This is a genomic window from Peribacillus sp. 05N428 (assembly GCF_056397085.1).
Map to the genome: position 1 here is coordinate 51,760 of NZ_JBFTMS010000009.1, position 18,738 is coordinate 70,497.

20 protein-coding genes are annotated in these 18,738 nt (G+C 40.5%); 11 read left to right on the forward strand and 9 right to left on the reverse strand.

The window, feature by feature from the left end:
• Positions 1 to 23 precede the first annotated feature (23 nt).
• Together AC1DIV_RS11125 and AC1DIV_RS11130 are read right to left on the reverse strand one after the other, a co-directional pair.
• Positions 24 to 596: a VanZ family protein gene (locus AC1DIV_RS11125; protein WP_477576408.1), complete on the reverse strand. Its 573-nt coding sequence runs from the start codon at positions 594 to 596 to the stop codon at positions 24 to 26.
• A 77-nt stretch (positions 597 to 673) separates the two neighbouring features.
• A complete protein-coding gene (locus AC1DIV_RS11130) occupies positions 674 to 1,096 on the reverse strand; it encodes a hypothetical protein (RefSeq protein WP_477576410.1) in 423 nt (140 codons plus the stop codon).
• A 364-nt stretch (positions 1,097 to 1,460) separates the two neighbouring features.
• On the opposite strand from AC1DIV_RS11130, the gene AC1DIV_RS11135 reads away from it, so the two are divergent.
• Positions 1,461 to 1,661: a hypothetical protein gene (locus tag AC1DIV_RS11135; protein WP_477576412.1), complete on the forward strand. Its 201-nt coding sequence runs from the start codon at positions 1,461 to 1,463 to the stop codon at positions 1,659 to 1,661.
• Positions 1,662 to 2,559: 898 nt separating this feature from the next.
• Here AC1DIV_RS11135 and mreBH read toward each other — a convergent pair.
• Positions 2,560 to 3,567, reverse strand: a complete 1,008-nt coding sequence (mreBH, locus tag AC1DIV_RS11140; protein WP_034305687.1) for a rod-share determining protein MreBH — start codon at positions 3,565 to 3,567, stop codon at positions 2,560 to 2,562.
• Positions 3,568 to 3,859: 292 nt separating this feature from the next.
• Here mreBH and AC1DIV_RS11145 point away from each other — a divergent pair, with 292 nt between their 5' ends.
• The 6 genes from AC1DIV_RS11145 to map all read left to right on the forward strand — a co-directional run bounded on the left by AC1DIV_RS11145 (position 3,860) and on the right by map (position 8,698).
• Positions 3,860 to 4,957, forward strand: coding sequence for an AbrB family transcriptional regulator (locus tag AC1DIV_RS11145; protein WP_336863761.1), 1,098 nt, complete (start codon positions 3,860 to 3,862; stop codon positions 4,955 to 4,957).
• A gap of 384 nt (positions 4,958 to 5,341) precedes the next feature.
• Positions 5,342 to 6,133, forward strand: coding sequence for a flagellar motor stator protein MotA (gene motA / locus AC1DIV_RS11150; protein ID WP_063595237.1), 792 nt, complete (start codon positions 5,342 to 5,344; stop codon positions 6,131 to 6,133).
• On the forward strand, positions 6,126 to 6,881 hold the full coding sequence (motB, locus tag AC1DIV_RS11155; RefSeq protein WP_340874244.1) for a flagellar motor protein MotB: 756 nt from the start codon (positions 6,126 to 6,128) through the stop codon (positions 6,879 to 6,881). The genes motA and motB overlap by 8 nt, the downstream gene beginning before the upstream one ends.
• A gap of 45 nt (positions 6,882 to 6,926) precedes the next feature.
• Positions 6,927 to 7,202, forward strand: a complete 276-nt coding sequence (locus AC1DIV_RS11160) for a late competence development ComFB family protein (RefSeq protein ID WP_072272367.1) — start codon at positions 6,927 to 6,929, stop codon at positions 7,200 to 7,202.
• Positions 7,203 to 7,329: 127 nt separating this feature from the next.
• Positions 7,330 to 7,845 carry a type 1 glutamine amidotransferase domain-containing protein gene (locus AC1DIV_RS11165; RefSeq protein WP_034305681.1) on the forward strand — a complete coding sequence of 172 codons (516 nt, stop codon included), beginning with the start codon at positions 7,330 to 7,332 and terminating at the stop codon, positions 7,843 to 7,845.
• 106 nt (positions 7,846 to 7,951) lie between these two features.
• Positions 7,952 to 8,698: a type I methionyl aminopeptidase gene (map, locus tag AC1DIV_RS11170; RefSeq protein ID WP_034305678.1), complete on the forward strand. Its 747-nt coding sequence runs from the start codon at positions 7,952 to 7,954 to the stop codon at positions 8,696 to 8,698.
• A gap of 40 nt (positions 8,699 to 8,738) precedes the next feature.
• On the opposite strand, the gene AC1DIV_RS11175 is transcribed toward map, so the two are convergent.
• From AC1DIV_RS11175 to AC1DIV_RS11190, 4 genes are all read right to left on the reverse strand, one after another.
• The gene (locus tag AC1DIV_RS11175; protein ID WP_034305676.1) at positions 8,739 to 8,981 is read right to left on the reverse strand and encodes a DUF2164 domain-containing protein; all 243 of its coding nucleotides are present in this window, start codon (positions 8,979 to 8,981) and stop codon (positions 8,739 to 8,741) included.
• Positions 8,982 to 8,993: 12 nt separating this feature from the next.
• Positions 8,994 to 9,509 carry a molybdopterin-guanine dinucleotide biosynthesis protein B gene (mobB, locus tag AC1DIV_RS11180; protein ID WP_063595233.1) on the reverse strand — a complete coding sequence of 172 codons (516 nt, stop codon included), beginning with the start codon at positions 9,507 to 9,509 and terminating at the stop codon, positions 8,994 to 8,996.
• The gene (locus tag AC1DIV_RS11185) at positions 9,497 to 10,762 is read right to left on the reverse strand and encodes a molybdopterin molybdotransferase MoeA (RefSeq protein ID WP_336863768.1); all 1,266 of its coding nucleotides are present in this window, start codon (positions 10,760 to 10,762) and stop codon (positions 9,497 to 9,499) included. Before AC1DIV_RS11185 ends, mobB begins: the two co-directional genes overlap by 13 nt.
• A gap of 97 nt (positions 10,763 to 10,859) precedes the next feature.
• Positions 10,860 to 11,084 carry a DUF1128 domain-containing protein gene (locus tag AC1DIV_RS11190; protein WP_034305672.1) on the reverse strand — a complete coding sequence of 75 codons (225 nt, stop codon included), beginning with the start codon at positions 11,082 to 11,084 and terminating at the stop codon, positions 10,860 to 10,862.
• Positions 11,085 to 11,315: 231 nt separating this feature from the next.
• On the opposite strand from AC1DIV_RS11190, the gene AC1DIV_RS11195 reads away from it, so the two are divergent.
• Together AC1DIV_RS11195 and AC1DIV_RS11200 are read left to right on the forward strand one after the other, a co-directional pair.
• A complete protein-coding gene (locus AC1DIV_RS11195) occupies positions 11,316 to 11,708 on the forward strand; it encodes a hypothetical protein (RefSeq protein ID WP_063595231.1) in 393 nt (130 codons plus the stop codon).
• A 16-nt stretch (positions 11,709 to 11,724) separates the two neighbouring features.
• Positions 11,725 to 12,564 carry a YihY/virulence factor BrkB family protein gene (locus tag AC1DIV_RS11200; RefSeq protein ID WP_340874247.1) on the forward strand — a complete coding sequence of 280 codons (840 nt, stop codon included), beginning with the start codon at positions 11,725 to 11,727 and terminating at the stop codon, positions 12,562 to 12,564.
• A 229-nt stretch (positions 12,565 to 12,793) separates the two neighbouring features.
• On the opposite strand, the gene AC1DIV_RS11205 is transcribed toward AC1DIV_RS11200, so the two are convergent.
• Complete coding sequence (locus AC1DIV_RS11205; RefSeq protein WP_336863772.1) at positions 12,794 to 14,713, reverse strand: heavy metal translocating P-type ATPase; 1,920 nt, start codon at positions 14,711 to 14,713, stop codon at positions 12,794 to 12,796.
• A gap of 332 nt (positions 14,714 to 15,045) precedes the next feature.
• A complete protein-coding gene (locus tag AC1DIV_RS11210; RefSeq protein WP_048685135.1) occupies positions 15,046 to 16,212 on the reverse strand; it encodes an MFS transporter in 1,167 nt (388 codons plus the stop codon).
• Positions 16,213 to 16,401: 189 nt separating this feature from the next.
• Between AC1DIV_RS11210 and cax the strand changes: the two genes are divergently transcribed.
• The gene (gene cax, locus AC1DIV_RS11215; protein ID WP_477576437.1) at positions 16,402 to 17,460 is read left to right on the forward strand and encodes a calcium/proton exchanger; all 1,059 of its coding nucleotides are present in this window, start codon (positions 16,402 to 16,404) and stop codon (positions 17,458 to 17,460) included.
• Positions 17,461 to 17,922: 462 nt separating this feature from the next.
• Positions 17,923 to 18,735: a YfkD famly protein gene (locus AC1DIV_RS11220; protein WP_336863776.1), complete on the forward strand. Its 813-nt coding sequence runs from the start codon at positions 17,923 to 17,925 to the stop codon at positions 18,733 to 18,735.
• Positions 18,736 to 18,738: the final 3 nt, after the last annotated feature.

The following is an 18,738-nucleotide window of genomic DNA, read 5'->3' on the forward strand; positions in this document are numbered from 1 at the left end:
GTTTTTCACAGGATAAATCGTTATTATGTATTATTGATATGTTTAACTATGGAATTAAACTTTATATGCCACTTTCTCACAAGGATATGAAACGTTAATCTAAATAACTTAAATAAAATGAAGTATCCTAATAATGTCCCTGATATATTAAAGATTACATCATCAATATCAACAAATCTAAAAGTATATCCTGCATATAAAGCTGTTAGTAGTTGACCTGATTCGATAATTATTCCAGTTAATACACCAGCTATTAAAATTTTCTTAAATGAGGCTTTAAATAAGAAGGGTAATCCAAAGCCTAGTGGGACAGTCATTAAAATATTAAAAAAGCTCAATTTGGTAAATTCATATTTAAATGGGGTTAAATTCATTTCTCTCCAAACATTTTGCCCCCCAAATGCTTCTCTTTGATCATCATCTACATAAATGGGAAATTGAGTGAGGTTTATAACATTACATAAATAAACATACATAATTGTATAGAATAAAAGATAGGTATAACTTTTTTTGAAACTTAATTTTAGTATTAGTGCCAAAATGATATATAAAATTATAAAACTGTAAAGAATCCAACCGCTGAAATGATAAACCATTTTAGAGACTCCTATCGTAAAAATATTTTCTTAATAAAGAAAGAACTTATAAAGAATTATAAGCTCTTTCCAGTTGTTTAATTTGATATTTTTCCTGAACCTTTTATATTTCTACCGTCATCAACTCTAAAAATTTGCAAATAATACTTAGTACCCCCACCTAGACCTGAATAGCTACCTGACACACTAGAAGAAGTACCATTTTTATTAGGTGTAGCTTTTATTGTACCAAAACTGTTACCTGAGGTCTTATTCCATAATTGATAAGTTATGGGGTTAGGACCAACAGGGCTAGGGTCAGAGCTATATTGATAATGTGTACCACTTAATTTTGCAGTTCCTTTATTTAATTTAAAATATTGACCGTTTTTACTTCCATCAACTATACGAAGATTCATTGTAAAGCTATAAGCGTTAGTTGCTGCAAAAGCAAAAGAGGGCATTGCTATTATAATTGATAATAAACATATTACTGAAACTGAAAATAATTTAGTTTTCAATAATTACACCCTTTCCGTTTTTTTTAGATGTGACCACATATTACCTATTTGTTAACAAGTACTATAGTATCGTAAATATTCACAATTTACGTCTCAATTTTGAAATGTTCTGTTTCAGAAAAGAATAATAGTATAAAGAAATAAATGGTGAAATGATGTTTGAATATTTAATTTTATTTTAAGTTCATGGTGAATAATAATTGCAAGTTAATGAACAACAGGTGTATTAAAGGAAGTGGTTGTAACGCAGATAATTCAAGTTTATCGAGTTGGGGTATAACCATGAAAAAACAATCTTTTACATAATCACTATGTTATTTATCAGCATACGATTTTAGTAGTAAAGAAATTAAGGTGAAATTTAATGATGTCGAGTGTTAGAAATCTGGGCTATGTGTCTAATATCAGTATTTATGATAAGCCTAAAAAAGTCGCAATTTTAGACAGCCTTATTAATAATCAGCAACCTGCATTAAATGGACAAATTGTTACTAAATATGACGTAATTAAAAAAATAATTATACAAAAGATATCTATGGTCATGGAACTCCAATTGCAAGCATAATTGCCGCAAAGGAAAATGAAGAAACTGTGCAAGGATTGAAAATGAAAGTAATCCAAAAAATCAAGTATATTTAGGACTGCTTGATTGATGCTTTGATGTGTGTGATGAATTTCATCTAGTTGTTAGAAAAGATATGGGTTCGATACAAGGGTTAGAAGAAATAATAAATAAGTTAAAAGCATCATTAATAGAATTGAGATGCGAGTCAACATGGGCTAGTACCACTCTTGGTGATGATCAAACAGCAAATGTTTATTATTTTCACGCTGACGAGAATGCAAAGAAAAGAAAATTATAAGATTGATTACAAAATCGCTTTATGAGTGGGATATGCCAAATTTACCTGAAGATTTGTCATTTTTTAAACAAGGAAAGTTTTGGTTTGGCTACTTCTTCGCATGAAAAAATGCTTTATTTATCCTGAAAATGATACCGAAGCTTCTAGGATTAAGGATATTGAAGGTTAAGAATTCAAGAATTGGAAGATTAACAAATGGGAGTTTTCCTTGATTAAAATAAGGGTGAATCCTATATACCTTTACAAAGCATGAAAGAGTCTCAACTTGAGGTCTTTTTTCTTTTTATTGGATACGCAAAAAAGGTTGCTGGAGGACGGCGCTATGGGGATAGGCGTATCACCTTAGAATTACGTAACCAAGGTGCTCGCATCAAGTGTAATTTTGTATAGGATGAAACAAGTCCTTCCATTCCATGTTTTAGATAGCGACCCATCTTTTCAGAGGGGATAAACCTCATGTCTTTCTTGTTCTTTTTCCTTCTAAGTACTCTAAAACTGCATTTGATTTTTGGTCTATCGTATATTTAGGAAAAAAACCGCACCCCAATTGTTAAATGTTGTCTAACAATTGGGGTGCGGTTCAAAGACAGCCATTTATTTCTAGTACACGGCTTTTTGTAATTTGTGAATGACCTCTAGTGAAAGCCCGGTTCCGATGGCAACTGATTCAAGCGGGTTATCCGCAAGTTGGACAGGGACGACGATTTCATTCGTCAGCCATTCCTGTACCCCGTTGAGAAGTGCACCCCCGCCGGATAGGATGACTCCTTGATCGACGATATCCCCGCTCAATTCAGGAGGACAATCTTCCAAGGTGGCCCTTATCGCCTCCAGTATATGAAGAAGCGATTCCTGGATGGCTTCCTGGACGTCAGTGGATGATATTGTAATCGGTTTTGGTAGCCCCGTTACAAGATCGCGGCCCCTGACTTCCATGGTGATCACGGAATGTTCAACGAGTGCGTAGCCGATTTCTTTTTTTATTTCCTCGGCTGTTCTTTCCCCAATCAGCACATTATGTTTTTTCCTGACATATTGGCTGATATCTTCATCCAATTGATCTCCGCCAATTCTGATTGAATTGCAGGAAACGACGCCGCCATAAGAAATGATTGCGACTTCAGTCGTTCCGCCGCCGATATCAACGATGACATTGGCAACGGGCTCTTCGACAGGCAGGCCCGCACCTATTGCTGCTGCTACTGGTTCCTCGATAAGGTGGACCTGTTTCGCTCCGCAGCTTTTGACTGCATCCTGAATGGCCCTTCTCTCAACTGAAGTGGAACCTGATGGTGTACAGACCACTACACTAGGTTTGCGAATCGATAAACCTAGGGCCTTGCTTGCTTTTTTCATGATTTCCTTAAGCATTTGCGCGGTCACATTAAAATCCGCAATGACACCATCCTTAAGCGGACGGATTGCCACGATATTTCCAGGTGTTTTCCCGATCATGTTTTTTGCATCAACACCGACTGCCAATACTTTATTAGTCTCTATATCAATGGCCACCACAGATGGCTCATTAAATACGATTCCTTTATTTTTACTGTAAACTAGCGTATTTGCAGTTCCTAAGTCAATGCCTATTTCTGTATTTGATAACATCTAGTCACCCCTCCATAAGAGTTTGACCCCCTATATATATTATTCTACCTTTTATTGCGAGTTTGTGGGGGTGGGAAATCTAGTAAATGGTGGAAGTGCCATGCTGTTTCTTTTCATGGAGCGAAAACATGATTAAATATAAAAAAGTGCACTGGAGAAGGCAATTGCTTTTAGTATATTTCCATGCTGCGCTCCTTGCTACAGTCGAAACAAGCGTGGATGACAGCTTTGAACCAACTTATTTTATGTTAAGATATAGATGAAAAACCGCTTAGATAAAGAAGGTAATTTTGTGAGTGTAAATTTAATCGAGAGTAAGAGTTTTAGAATCATTTTTACAGCTTTTCTAGCATTCCTGGGTGGTTACGCGTTTGATAGCCTTGGCATATACCTGCCATGGATGCTAGGACCATTATTCGTCGTGATGATTGCGAAAGTGAAGTTAAGGAAGTACTTATATTGGTCTAAAACCTTTAGAAGTACTGGATTGGTCATTCTAGGTTTACAATTGGGCAGTTCATTCACGAAACAATCGTTAAATGAGATGATTGAATATCTGCCTGTAATGCTTTTTACGACAATCGCAATCATTTCATTTACAGTGTTGACTGGCTGGTTTATCGGAAAACGAATGAACTTATCCTTGGGCACATCCATGCTTGGCAGTTTCCCGGGAGGTCTTTCCCAGATGGTGGTCTTAAGTGAGGAAATGAAGGATAGTGATGAAACGGTTGTAGGCTTTATGCAAACACTGCGGGTCATCCTGGTGATTTCCATTGTTCCGTGGATTGTGACTCATGTAATGTCAGTTGAACCAGGTGCGGTAATGGCCGTCACGGAGCGGCCGTTTTTCTTATTTGAATATGATGGGAAATTAGCCATCATGATGTTGTTAACCTTGCTAGTGTTCATTTTCATCACAAAGAGAGCCAATTTTCCGCTGCCTTTTTTGCTAGGACCTCTCATGGCAGCAGCACTATTCAATTTAGCAGGCCCAGGTGCCCCGCAGATTCCTGACTTTTGGTTGAACCTGTCGCAATTGTTGATCGGCGCACATTTAGGCTACACACTGAAGGTAGATAATCCCCGACTTTTCAGGAAGATGTTCGGAGCCGTGTTCGTCATTAATGTCCTATTGATTGGATTTTGCTATTATCTATCCATTCAGTTTGCCCCAGCCCTATCTTTACAGGCGAATGAACTTTTTTTGAGCATGGCGCCAGGCGGCGTCGCCGAAATGGCAGTCACAGCCATGTCTGTGCATGTGGATTTATCCGTTGTCACAAGCTTTCATTTATTCAGGATCTTATTCATTTTATTTTTTCTGTCCCCCATCATAAAATGGCTGGCCGGAAGAAACCACGGGAAACAAGAACAGGGACAAAGCTGACAGGCTTTGTCCTTTTCTTTCGGAAAAACTGAAGAGTGAGAAAAAATGTCAGCAATATGCGGAATTTACGAGTAAAGTGTGAAACTCACAAGTAAAAGCACGAAACCCACGAGTAAAAGTGTGAAACTCACGAATAAAAGCGTGAAAACCACAAATAAATGCGCATATTCCAGATGTTATGAGAAAATCATGTACGGAACATGCTTGAGGTTCCATTCTTGAAGGAATATTTGTGCTGTTGATAAGCTCATGCAGGCAATAAGGTGGGTAGATTTTGTGATGATTTAATGAAAATTGAAATCGAATAGTAAAATAATCCTCACTTTTTTTAAACTTCATCCGATATAAGGAGGAGACGAGACTTTAAATGAATGGGTGAGTATTATGGATATAACATCAGTTTTGGGCGTAGTTCTTGGTATTGTAGCCATCTTAGTCGGAATGGTGTTGAAAGGTGTTAGTGTAACGGCGCTGATTAATCCGGCGGCTATTTTGATCATCATTGTAGGGACGATAGCTGCTGTCGTAACGGCTTTCCCTTTGTCGGAATTAAAAAGACTGCCAAAAGTATTCAAGATTTTATTCTTTGAACAAAAATTGACAAAGCCGGAAGATTTAATAAAAACCTTTTCGGAATGGGCGGTCATTGCCAGGAAGGAAGGCTTATTGGCCTTGGAAAGCATTTCGGATCAGGTGGATAATGCCTTTTTGAAAAATGGCTTGAACCTAGCAGTCGAAGGTCAGAGTGCCGATTATATTCGTGATATTTTAGCAGAGGAAATAGACGCGATGGAAGAACGTCATCTAAGTGCGGCGGCAATTTTCAGTCAAGCCGGTACATACGCTCCGACGCTTGGCGTATTGGGTGCGGTAATCGGGCTGATTGCTGCATTGGGTAATATGGCTGACACGGAGGCATTGGGACATGCCATATCTGCAGCGTTCGTCGCGACCTTGATGGGGATTTACACGGGGTATGTGTTATGGCATCCTTTTGCCAATAAGCTCAAACGGAAATCGCAGCAGGAAGTCAGAATCAAAGAAATGATGATTGAAGGGATTTTATCGATCATCGAAGGGGAAGCGCCGAGAACGATTGAACAGAAATTAACATCATATTTGCCTGCTGGAGATCGTAAAAAGTGGTTGGAAGGCGATGTGAGAGAAGATGGCTAGCCGCAAAAAGAAACAAAGGCATGAAGAGCATATCGATGAATCATGGCTGGTTCCCTATGCCGATATCTTAACATTGCTTCTTGCGCTTTTTATCGTTTTATTCGCTTCAAGTTCGGTTGATGCAGTAAGGTTCCAGCAGTTGTCCAATGTATTTAACCAGGTTTTTACAAGCGGAACGGGTTTTATGGATTTTCCAAGTGATTCCCCCAGCAATGAGCCGACGTCACCAGAACAAAGAACAGGTGCAGAAGATCTTGAGAAGCTAGGGGAAAACGAGCAGGAAGAACTTACGGAAGTTCAGGAGCGCGTAAATGCCTATATCGAAAAGAATGATTTGACGGATAAATTGGGAACGAACCTTACTGATGAAGGCATGTTGATTTCAATTAGGGAAAATGTGCTGTTCGAATCGGGTGTGGCCGAGGTGAGAAGTGAAAACCGTAAAATTGCTAAAGAAATCTCGGAGTTACTGGTCATGGACTTACCCAGAAACATCATCGTAAGCGGACATACCGATAATATTCCTATTAAAAATTCCAAGTATGAATCCAACTGGGACCTGAGTGTGATGCGATCCGTGAATTTTATGAAACTTCTCCTCGAAAATAAGGATTTGGATCCCGAAATGTTCAGTGCTAAAGGACATGGGGAATTCAAGCCGGTTGCTTCCAATGAAACGAAAAAAGGAAGGGCGAAAAACCGGAGAGTTGAAATCCTAATCGTTCCACGGACAGCGATAAATGAGTGAAAACCTGTCAGGAATGGACGGGTTTTTCTTTTTGAAGGAGAATATATGGAAAGAGAATACACAAATGTGATGGAAGAAATCGTTGTGACATGGGTGCAGGTTTTAATGTCAGGTATAGAATACCAAACATTTTGTTCGTGCAGGAAATGTAAAAATGACATCATCACATTATCATTGAATAACCTGCCTAATTACTATGTAACCACGGAAGTAGGGCGGAAAAGGATATTTGGAAATTTGAATACAGAAGAAAACAGGAAATGGATCAATAAAAGAATCATCAATGCGATACACGTTGTTGGCCAGTACCCTAAACATTGATTCGCGGTATTTTACTCATAAACAAAAGGTCAACTATTAATTATGTGTTTTATTTATAGTGTCAGAGGGAACATAAATAAAGTGCAAAGTAGGTTCATTCGATCAAAAATTGAGGAGATGAATGATTATGGGTAAAAAAATCGCATGTGTAGTAACGAATATGTTTGAGGACTCGGAGTATAGTGAACCGGCAAAAGCATTTGAAGAAGCCGGCCATAAGGTAACGACGATTGAAATGGTAAAAGGGAAAACGGTTAAAGGGAAACAAGGGGAGGTGGAAGTCGAGATTGATGAAAGCATCGACTCGGTGAAACCGGAAAGTTTCGATGCGTTATTCATCCCCGGTGGGTTCTCGCCTGATCAACTGCGTGCTGACGAACGCTTCGTATCTTTCGCAAAATCGTTCATGGATGATAAAAAACCTGTATTTGCGATCTGTCATGGTCCGCAGTTGCTGATTACGGCCAAAACACTTGAAGGACGCCACGCAACAGGGTATACATCCATTAAAGTCGATATGGAGTATGCAGGTGCCACATATTTGGACAAAGAGGTTGTGGTTTGCGGCAACCAGCTTGTAACCAGCAGGACACCTGAAGATCTTCCGGCATTTAACCGGGAATCGCTCAATCTATTGAAATAATGAAAAATCCCGGCAGCTGCCGGGATTTTTCATTTTAAAGGATTCATATACTTCAATCTTTGCAGTAAAATAAAAGGAGAGACGAATAAAAAAGGAAGTGTCACGATTGATCGTATTAAAATCTGCACGTGAAATTCAAGCGATGCATGAATCGGGTAAAATTTTGGCAGCTTGTCATAGGGAGATTGCAAAGTTGATTGTTCCTGGTGTGACAACATGGGAAATAGAAGAATTTGTTGAAGGATTCTTAAAAAAACATGGTGCGAAGCCGGAACAAAAGGGTTACAAAGGGTATGAGTATGCGACATGTGCCAGCATAAATGAAGAAATCTGTCATGGTTTCCCTCGTAAGACCCCTTTGAAAAACGGAGATATCGTAACGATTGATATGGTCGTCAATTATAATGGGGCCCTTGCTGACTCTGCTTGGACGTATACGGTCGGTAAGGTTTCAAAGGAAACCGAACATTTAGTGAATGTGACGAAGGAATCTTTATATAAGGCGATTGAAGTATGTGTGGAAGGCAATCGGATTGGAGATATAGGTCATGCCATACAAACATATGTCGAAGCGGAAGGCTTCTCTGTCGTTCGTGATTTCATCGGACACGGGATAGGGAATGTCATTCATGAAGAGCCTCAGGTTCCGCATTATGGACTGCCGAATAAAGGTCCTCGTCTTAAGGAAGGAATGGTATTCACCATCGAGCCAATGGTAAACGTAGGTACATATAAAGCAAGCCGGAACCCGAATGGATGGACGGCATCCACTGCAGATGGGAAATACTCGGCTCAATATGAGCATACGATTGCCATAACGAAAAACGGTCCGCTTATTCTAACCGAACAGTGAATATAAAAAAACAGCATCGATTATGATGCTGTTTTTCATTTTAATCAATGGGGCGTTCCAATGAATACAAATCCTCTTCGATATTTCCTAATCTGTCCTCCATGACTTTTTTAGCATCTTTGATCCCTTCATTGTAAATAAAGGGAGCGATATTTTCGAAAATGAACTGCAAGTGATTTTCAGCAGCAATTTCACCGATTTCCTTCCCATGTTCCTGATACACATATTCTTGGATACTTTCGATCATTTTACGGCGTTTTTCTATGGGGAATTGAATGAACATTGTCCCACTCCTTCATATTTGTTCTAAAAACCATGTAATGAATTGATCCGAATCCAAAGGGAAGACAGGTACTGAAGCATGATTCCTGGTTCGTTCAAGACATTCGGGCCAAGCCACCGCTGCCTTGACATTGGTAAGCCGTTCCAATAACGGGAGGTCACTTTCTTCCTTGATTAAAATGACCTTGGGAAAATCCTCTTGCTTATACCCTTCAATTAAAATCACATCAGGGAGAAATAGACACAGTAATTGAATCAGCTCAGTGATAGGGGCGCTCCCCCTGAAATTGCCGAGCAGCTCGATTGTTCCATCTCCTTCAACAAGTGAAGCGGCCGCCCCAGCAAGAAAGTGTTTATTGGAATCCTTCGTGCCTGTAACATCTGGTTTTCCGCCATGTCCATGATGTTTTAAAACGGCTGTCTCTAATTTTGCTTCGCGAAGCTTTTTGATTAAAGTCGTTATGAAGGTCGTTTTTCCTCTATTTTGGTAGCCAACCACCTGAAAAATAAAGGGCTTCACCAAGGCCATTTGGAACCTTCCTGGTCATCGAGGAGCAGGATGTCCACGAAGTCTCCCGTTTGGAAACCACGTGTCCCCCCAGGTAAGACGGTCAGTGAATTGGCACCTGCCAAGCTTGTTGTAATATTGGATTTATCCACACCGCTTGGAATTACCTTCATCTGGCCAGATTCGTAAAATAATCGGGTGCGAAGCAGACGTGAGAAAGGATTGGGTTTTAAGAAGTCCTCTGCCAATTGGGCCGTCTCTTTTCTTAAATGCGGATGTTCCGAGAACAGCATCGTGCGGATGATCGGTCTTGCAAATAGTTCAAAGCCGACATAACTGGCGGATGGATTGCCGGATAAACCGAATAAAAATTTGTCATTATATACCGCTACGGTCGTCACGCTGCCGGGGCGCATGGCCACTTTGTTGAATAAGACATCGGCGCCAATCTTTTGATAAATATCCGGGAGAAGGTCAAAATCACCGACAGAAACTCCTCCTGTTGTAATGAGCAGATCCACTTCCTCCAAAGCAGTTGAAATGGCCTCGTAGCTTAATTCGAATTCGTCCTTAAGCTTTCCGTAAAAACGGACTTCCCCCCCGGCCCTCCGAATTTGGGCGGAGATGGCATGTGAGTTGCTGTTTCGGATTTTCCCAGGCTGCAACGGTTCATGAACATCAAGCAGTTCCGATCCCGTAGCGAATAATCCGACGACAGGCTTCCTGGCAACTGGCACTTCCGCATAACCGAATGTTGCCAGCAAGCCGATGATCCCTGGATTGATCGCTGTTCCTTTTTTTACAAGAACATCGCCTTTCTTAGCATCCTCGCCTTGAAAAGAAACGTTTTCGCCTTCCTTAAGTGAGCGTTTAAATGATATGTACTTCTTTCCGTCCTTTTCGAATTCCTTCGTAAGTTCAAGCATGATTACGGCATCACACTCAGCTGGCATCTGGGCTCCAGTCATGATTCTTGCCGCTTGATTTTTTTGAACGGGAATAGTCGATACCATACCCGCAGCCAACTCTTCCACCACTTCGAACTCGAGAGGGTTATTTATGGAACCTTCAGAAGTATCCTTGGACCTGAGGGCGAATCCATCATATGGGGAGCGGTTAAAATGCGGAACATCATTTGTAGCTACAATATCCTGAGCCAAAAAACGGTCTTGGCTGTCCTCTAGGGGAATCAGTTCCACATGTCCTGTTAATTTATGCTTCATCACTTTTTCCACTGCTTCTGCGATGCTGATGGGCGTTCTTCTTTCTACCATGCTTACAACTCCTGTCCGTTTTCAATTTCTATATCAAATGTAGCAGAAATTTTTGGAAAATGAAAAAAATCCTCACCGGTATGGGAGGATTTGAATGTTACTTATTACGCAGTCTTCCAAGTTCTTCAGCGATCGCTTCCATTTCACGGACACTGAAATTCGTTTTTTTCATCACCATTGTATAAATATCGTGCAGTTCTTCGTACATTTCGATATCAAAATGAGTTGATTTGATTGCACCGAAGTTCATCACTTTTAATTTATCCTTGATTGCCTCGATCATAAACTCGACACTTTCGGCTGTGTTTTGCGTTAAATCCATTTCCTTCATCCTTTCATACGTTCCTAAATTATTTTCATCTTTGCATGATTACCGCTGGAAGTCAATGAGTATTCGGGTGGGATATGAAGCTTGACCCCGGATAATCTTGGTGATCTTCGCGTTTTAAAGTGAGAGAGTTTGGGAAAAGATAGGAAAAAACTTTTTTAAACATTGTATAATGGAGAGAGCTACCATTATCCATCAACTAATATATGACGAGGAGGAGAATATATGAGCAACATTCGAGAAGAATATAAGTGTGCCAAGAAAAGTAAATTTATGCAAGCGGTCTTTATTGGGGCGTTAGCTGGGGCGGCAATAAGCCTTTTTGACAAGCAAACGCGTTATTCTGTATTGGAAAACAGCAAAAGCTGCATGAGTAATATGAAGGAATTCGTGAAGAATCCCAATGGGGTGCTTACACAAGTACGTGAAACATCATCCAAGGTCCGTTCCACTGTTGAAAAAATTTCCGAAGATGTATCCTTCATTTCCCAAAAGGTTGAGGAAATGAAAGATATTCCATCACAAGTTGCCCAAGTGGTGATGGAGACGAAGGAAGTTTTTACTGCAGAGGAAGAAGAGCAGTCCTCTAGAGACCACGAACGAATTTCCTTAAATTAAAAAATGGGGTGGAGGTATGGCCAATAAAAAAGAATGGCTGAAAGGCTCATTCTTCAAGACTTTGGTAAAACGGTTACAGGTCGATGATGTGTCGGGGCTTGCCGCACAGCTGTCTTATTTCTTCTTGCTTTCCCTGTTTCCGTTACTTATTTTTTTATTCACTTTATTGGCCTATCTGCCATTTTCACATGAAGATATATTAAATACCGTCCGTACATATGCACCTGACGATTCGATGAAAATCATTGAAGCTAACCTATCGGAAGTGATGGAAGCGAATGGGACTTTATTGTCGTTTGGTGTCATCGGAACGATATGGTCGGCATCGAATGGGATGAATGCAATCATTAAAGCATTTAACCATGCATATGGTGTAAAAGAAAGTCGAACTTTCTTTATTTCCCGGGGAATGTCGATTCTTCTCACTTTAGCGATGATTTTTGTTTTTATTGTCGTTTTATTGCTGCCGGTATTCGGAAAACAGATCGGAGTGTTCCTATTTGCCGAAATTGGACAATCCGATGAGTTTCTTACGATTTGGAACCAACTTCGCTGGGTGGTCAGTACGCTTGTATTTTTAATTGTGTTCACCATCCTTTATTGGATTGCGCCCAACATTAAGCTAAAGTGCATAACCGTACTGCCTGGTGCAATCTTTGCAACGGCAGGATGGAGCCTCGCTTCTTTTTTGTTTTCATTTTATGTGGAGAACTTCGCTAATTATTCCGCAACATATGGAAGTCTTGGAGGGATAATCGTATTAATGGTCTGGTTTTATTTATCGGGGCTCATCATCATACTGGGCGGGGAAATAAATGCGCTCATTAGTGAAAGGAAAAAGCCAGAATGTGCATGAGCTTCCTGGAGTTCCCGTAATAGCGGACTATCATGCTGCGGATACTATTCAAGAAATGACAACTTTTAAAGAGGAGGAGTTCATTCATGAGTAAAAAGGATGGCAGCACAAAACAAAAAGGAAAAAATAAAGGTTCGAACCATAAAACATCAGGTTCTGCAAACGGTAAGAACGGATATCACTAAATGAACATAAAAAAGGGAGCCTTGGATGGCTCCTTTTTCATGGTTTAGTTTCTCAAAAGTCTTAAGCTGTTCAGTATAACGAGGATTGTGCTTCCTTCATGGCCAATGACACCATATGGGAGGTCCAGGAATTGAAGGAAATTGGATGCTATCAGGATCATGATCACCGAAATGGAAAAGATGACGTTTTGTTTGATGATCCGATTCATCTTCTTGGATAATTTGACTGCTTCCGCGATGCGCGGCAGGTCATTCTTCATCAGAACGACATCCGCTGTTTCCAAGGCAACATCCGTTCCTTCACCCATTGCAATACCAACAGATGCTGTTGCCAGAGCAGGTGCATCATTGATGCCATCCCCAACCATCGCTACAGTGCCAAAATGTTCTTTAAGCTTTTTCACTTCAGTCACTTTCGTTTCTGGCAGGCATTCGGCAATATATGCATCAATATGGCTCTCCGAGGCAATCGCTTTAGCCGTTTTTTCACCATCGCCTGTCAGCATGACGGTATGGATGCCCTCATTCCTCAAAGCTTCGATGGCTGTAACTGTCTCTTCACGCATGACATCTTTCAAAGTGAGTATACCGGCAATTCCGTAATCATCTTTAGCATACACGATTGTCTTACCTTGTTCAGCCAATGTCAGCGCAATGCCATTTTGGAATCGTTCTGCTTCACTGCGACCGACGAAATCAGCTTTTCCTACCTGCCAAAGTACGCCATTGATGTATGCTTGAACCCCATTACCTGAGATATCTTCCATGTTATCCGGTTTAATGATATCTCTTTGCAATTTCGTTTTGGCATAACGAACGATCGAAGTTGCTAATGGGTGGTTCGAATAATTTTCAACAGATGCAATGTGAAATAAGAAATCTTCTTCGTTTAAATCTTCGCGGATAATGACATCCGTTACCGCTGGTTTTCCTTTTGTCAATGTACCGGTTTTATCCAAAGCGATCGCCTGCAGGTTACCTAGATTCTCAAGATGGATGCCGCCTTTAAACAAAATGCCATGACGTGCACCATTTGAAATGGCAGAAAGTGTAGCTGGCATAATAGAGGCCATAAGGGCACAAGGAGAAGCGACAACGAGCAGGACCATCGCTCTGTAGAATGTTTCAGTCCAGCTCCACTCCAATAGGAAATGGGGTACGAACATCATCAAACCGACAACCGTCAATACCACTTTTACATAAGTCCCTTCAAACCGTTCAATGAACAGCTGGGAAGGGGACTTTTCACTTTGTGCGGATTGAACGAGATTGATTATTTTTTGAAATAATGTTTCACTTGCCGGTTTGGTGATTTCCACGGTAATCGTACCACGGAGATTAACCGTTCCAGCGAAAACTTCATCATCCAATGATTTACTGACTGGTATGGATTCGCCAGTAATGGCGGCTTCATCGATATTGGTACGTCCGTCCGTGATTTTTCCATCTGAAGGAACTCGCTCACCCGGTTTCACTAAAATCAGATCCCCGACATACAACTGGGAAACGGACACGGTTTCTTCATATCCGTTAGTGATGCGCAGTGCTTCTTCAGGCTGTAAGTCCATAAGTGCCGAAATTTCTTTATGGCTTTTATTCATCGTGTATGTCTCAAGGGCGCCGCTTAAAGCGAAGATGAAAATCAAAATGGCACCTTCCGTCCAGTATCCGATGACCGCAGAACCGATGGCCGCAAAAATCATCAGCATCTCAACATTCAATTCCCGGTCGGCAATCGTATCTTCTATACCTTCTTTTGCCTTGGCAAATCCACCAATCAAGAAAGAGGCTACGTATATGACGATGGAAGTGGACTCCACTCCGTTCTTTGAAAGGGCCCAGCCCAATACTATTAATAAACCGCTGAATAATGCTGCAAAAAGTTCTAAATGAGGTTTTGCTTTTTCCAACCAAGTGGTTTTGCATGTAGCCGGTTGGGTTAAATGTTTAGTATCTGTAGTCATAAGATTCCCTCCCACATTCTTCTCTATTTTGTGTAAATGATATAGATTATCATTTGATTAATATCTAATTGAGAAAGATAATCAACGTCATTTCTCTGGATAAAATATGAAAGCTGCCATCGTAATTGCGATGACAGCAATGTTTTCAAAGGTTTATAAAGGTGATGTCCCTTTTGTTAATATTATATTACCACATATCCTATTCAGAAATAAAGAAGAATGATTCTAATCTAGTAAAAAATATAAAGTATCGAATCTCCAATATACAGGCACTCTTGATAAATACCGGTCAAATTGAATAATAAAAGAAGGAGTCCAGATAATAAACTATATTACATAACAGAAGCAGGCATTTTCTCCTTAAACAAGGCCAATGAAATGAAGACAAGGAAAAGCATGATGCTGATCATGTAGAAAAAATTCCCGCCTTGGATATGTTCAATGACAAGGCCGCCAAAAAATGGACCGCCGATGCTGCCGAGACTAAAGAAAATACTGCATAATAAATTTCCTGCAGGTAATAGGTTTCGAGGCAAAAGATCTGCCATATAACTGATTCCCAGCGAGAAAGTGGAACCAACCATCATTCCGCCAAACATAAAGCAGATGAATAGACCAAGCACTGAATAGGAATAAATCCCTGCAAGCGTGAATATGGCAAATCCTGAAAAAAGGATCGTCAGCAAGGTCTTTCGCCGTCCAAAACGGTCACTTATCATCCCTAAGGGAATCTGGGTAAGCAGGGTCCCCGCGGAAAATGCCGGAATGATGATGGAAACTGCGGTTAAATCGATTCCGGAACGCAGGGCGAATACAGGAAAATTGCTATTCAATGATGCCTCAAGCACGCCGAATGTGAACGGAAGCAAAAATGCGACCCAAGCTATGCGGCTCACTTTCGTAAACCTTTTGAGTGTGCCCAGGAATGAGGTGCTTTCGGAATCATCCTGTTCAGGAAGTTCGTTTCTAATAAGGAAAACAGCAGACCAAGCCAGAAGGCTAAGTATGGATGTGATGATGAAAGGCAAAGACTGATTAATCTCGAGAAGCTTCGTCATCAGCGGGCCTACCATGAAGCCAAGACTGAAGAAAAGTCCATAAATGGCGAGATTCCTTCCGCGCTTCGTTTTAGGTGAAATGGCAGTGATCCAGGTCTGGGTAGCAAAGTGAAGTGTATGATCGCCGATTCCAATGAAGAAACGGAGGACAAACCAAAACCAGAATGATTTCCAAACAGGAAATAAGGCTAGCGATAGAATGACCGTTATCCCGCCAAATATTATCAATGGCTTATAGCCGTATTTACGGAGCGGTGCTTCCATAAAAGGAGAAATCAACAGAATTCCAATATAAAGCGAGGCTGCATGAAACCCGTTCAGGGATGAGCTAAGTCCGTCATTTTCAAAAATGATGGCAATGATCGGCAGAAGCATCCCTTGAGAAAACCCCGATATGCCGACAATTAAGATTAAAACGCTAAAAAGCAATTTATTATTCATAAAATCAAGTCTCCTAAGAAATGTATACCTTCTTGATGTTACATCTTAGGAAGAGGATTAAGCAATAGAAATTTGGGTAAATATTGACAAGAAGAGAGAAGGTGATAAAATTTTCCTTTGTCTTCGCCCGAAGATTTTATATGATAGTTTTTGTTACATAAAAAGAACTATAGGATTGTGAGGAGAAGTATCGTGAATAAAATATTTTTTGGGCTTGTCCTGCTGGGCGTCCCTATATCAGTCATCGGGTCATTTTTGCATTGGCCGAGTGTGATCATGTTCATCGTATATTGCTTAACCATTGTCGCGCTTGCAGGCTTCATGGGCCGGGCTACTGAAAGCTTAGCGATCGTCATGGGACCAAGGATTGGCGGTCTTTTGAATGCAACCTTTGGGAATGCAGTGGAATTGATCATATCCATCTTTTCATTAAAGGCGGGGCTTGTGGGGGTCGTGTTGGCTTCTTTGACAGGTTCCGTATTAGGGAACTTATTGTTGGTGGCAGGCCTTTCATTCTTTGTCGGAGGGACTAAATACAAACGGCAGAAGTTTAATGTATTCGATGCGAGGCATAATGCCGGTCTATTGATTTTTGCGGTTATTGTAGCCTTTGTCATACCGGAAGTATTCACACAAGACATGAGTGAATCAAGCACGATGTCGTTAAGTGTAGGAATTTCCATTATATTGATCTTATTATATCTTGCTGCATTATTCTTTAAATTGGTGACTCACCGCGGGGGATATCAGCATACGGAGAAAACCGAGGAACATGAGGAGGAAGTACCGGAGTGGAGCAGGAAAAAGGCAATTATAATACTTGCTGCCGCTACATTGGCCGTTGCATACGTATCGGAAAAACTTGTCCATACGTTCATCGAAGTGGGGGAAACCTTCGGATGGTCGGAGTTATTCATCGGTGTCATTATCGTTGCAATCGTGGGTAACGCGGCAGAGCATGCGTCCGCCGTCATAATGGCCTATAAAAACAAAATGGATGTCGCAGTGGAGATAGCCGTCGGTTCCACGCTTCAAGTAGCGATGTTCGTAGCTCCTGTCCTCGTACTTATTTCATTAATGTATCCAACGCATATGCCGCTTGTCTTCACAATGCCAGAACTGATCTCAATGGTTACAGCAGTCTTTTTGATGATCATGATATCCAATGACGGGGAAACGAACTGGTTTGAAGGGCTTACCTTATTGGCCGCTTACATCATTATGGGAATCGGATTTTACTTATTATAAGAATGCAGGCCTTCCGATGCGGGAGGTCTTTCTTTTTATAAAAATAAAAATGACTCTGCTCAGGTTAGATTTAGCAGAGTCATTTCTATATTAGTAAATTACCATTCATAAGTTATTCCAAAATTTTTCATCATGCTTTTGTAAAAGTTGAGAAAATATTCTAGAGTGTCACACCATCCTTTTACATCAGATTTAAGTATTAGCGAATTCGTTTTCTGTCATCCTTTAAAAGGGTGTCATGGATTGTTCGATAAGCATACCTCCTGAAGGTTTAATAGGTATGAACGATTTCGCCTCCTTTTTATAATGTAAAATAAGTATAACCGATTTGAGAATAAAAGTAAATATTCTGAACTTTACAAATTTATTACAAAGTTGAAATCGGAATGAAATGTATAGAATGTTGGCTAAAAACAAAATCTATAAACAAATGATTGAACCCCTCAAAAGGAGTGCGACAGCATGAGAAGAATTATTCTTATTACGATGATTGCCCTAATTGCCTTTATTCAGGCGAATGTAAGTTTTGCAGCAGATATACCAGAAGTCAAAGCAAATCCGAATAAGGTGAATATCCCACCTTCCGTATTGAATATTGCAAAGGAGAATACGTATCCGAACCCGACCCAGGATCTTCCGATGCTGCAGCCAAGTAATCTTGCTGAACAATTGATCGAATCGTCGGATATTAAGATTGAAAATCCAGAACTCATCCAAATGTTGAATGAATCCGCAATTGCAAAAGCCCCGCTTGCTTTTGGATACAGGGCGACCATTTACCTTGGCCATTGGGCCTTGAATTATGAGTCTTCAGAAACGGCACCAAACTGGGAATACCAAAAGATCAATACGAATTACTATGATAATCGCGGCGGTGAAGTTCCTTATAAGATCCGTTATGTCCAGGAAAGTCAGAAGGCAGTGAGTGGCGGTCTGACAGCGAAAATCCCTAAGGCTGAGGATGTTCAAAAGATGATGCTGTTAAAAGCCACTGAGAAAACGAATTTGCCTTTGGCTTTTGAAACGATCATTGGAGCTGGTACGAAAAAAGATCAAGTATACAATGTTGCGTCAAATAGGATTGGTTACTTATCCAGTTTTGCTTCCGCCGTAAATGAAAAAGGCAAGGTCACATATGGGGAAGTGTATTTGAACCTAAAAGGAAATAAAAGAACCATTACGATAAAGAACATCACTTCCCAAGGCATCGGTGCATGGATACCGGTTCAGGACCATGTATCCTTCAGCTTTACAGTCTCACAGCAACCCAGGTAAATT

What these genes read in the sequence shown, in the direction of transcription:
- AC1DIV_RS11125 (WP_477576408.1), bottom strand. Translation starts at nt 596, where the DNA reads ATGGTTTATCATTTCAGCGGTTGGATTCTTTACAGTTTTATAATTTTA.
- AC1DIV_RS11135 (WP_477576412.1), top strand. Translation starts at nt 1,461, where the DNA reads ATGATGTCGAGTGTTAGAAATCTGGGCTATGTGTCTAATATCAGTATT.
- mreBH (WP_034305687.1), bottom strand. Translation starts at nt 3,567, where the DNA reads ATGTTATCAAATACAGAAATAGGCATTGACTTAGGAACTGCAAATACG.
- motA (WP_063595237.1), top strand. Translation starts at nt 5,342, where the DNA reads ATGGATATAACATCAGTTTTGGGCGTAGTTCTTGGTATTGTAGCCATC.
- motB (WP_340874244.1), top strand. Translation starts at nt 6,126, where the DNA reads ATGGCTAGCCGCAAAAAGAAACAAAGGCATGAAGAGCATATCGATGAA.
- AC1DIV_RS11160 (WP_072272367.1), top strand. Translation starts at nt 6,927, where the DNA reads ATGGAAAGAGAATACACAAATGTGATGGAAGAAATCGTTGTGACATGG.
- AC1DIV_RS11165 (WP_034305681.1), top strand. Translation starts at nt 7,330, where the DNA reads ATGGGTAAAAAAATCGCATGTGTAGTAACGAATATGTTTGAGGACTCG.
- AC1DIV_RS11175 (WP_034305676.1), bottom strand. Translation starts at nt 8,981, where the DNA reads ATGTTCATTCAATTCCCCATAGAAAAACGCCGTAAAATGATCGAAAGT.
- mobB (WP_063595233.1), bottom strand. Translation starts at nt 9,509, where the DNA reads ATGGCCTTGGTGAAGCCCTTTATTTTTCAGGTGGTTGGCTACCAAAAT.
- AC1DIV_RS11185 (WP_336863768.1), bottom strand. Translation starts at nt 10,762, where the DNA reads ATGGTAGAAAGAAGAACGCCCATCAGCATCGCAGAAGCAGTGGAAAAA.
- AC1DIV_RS11190 (WP_034305672.1), bottom strand. Translation starts at nt 11,084, where the DNA reads ATGGATTTAACGCAAAACACAGCCGAAAGTGTCGAGTTTATGATCGAG.
- AC1DIV_RS11195 (WP_063595231.1), top strand. Translation starts at nt 11,316, where the DNA reads ATGAGCAACATTCGAGAAGAATATAAGTGTGCCAAGAAAAGTAAATTT.
- AC1DIV_RS11200 (WP_340874247.1), top strand. Translation starts at nt 11,725, where the DNA reads ATGGCCAATAAAAAAGAATGGCTGAAAGGCTCATTCTTCAAGACTTTG.
- AC1DIV_RS11205 (WP_336863772.1), bottom strand. Translation starts at nt 14,713, where the DNA reads ATGACTACAGATACTAAACATTTAACCCAACCGGCTACATGCAAAACC.
- AC1DIV_RS11210 (WP_048685135.1), bottom strand. Translation starts at nt 16,212, where the DNA reads ATGAATAATAAATTGCTTTTTAGCGTTTTAATCTTAATTGTCGGCATA.
- AC1DIV_RS11220 (WP_336863776.1), top strand. Translation starts at nt 17,923, where the DNA reads ATGAGAAGAATTATTCTTATTACGATGATTGCCCTAATTGCCTTTATT.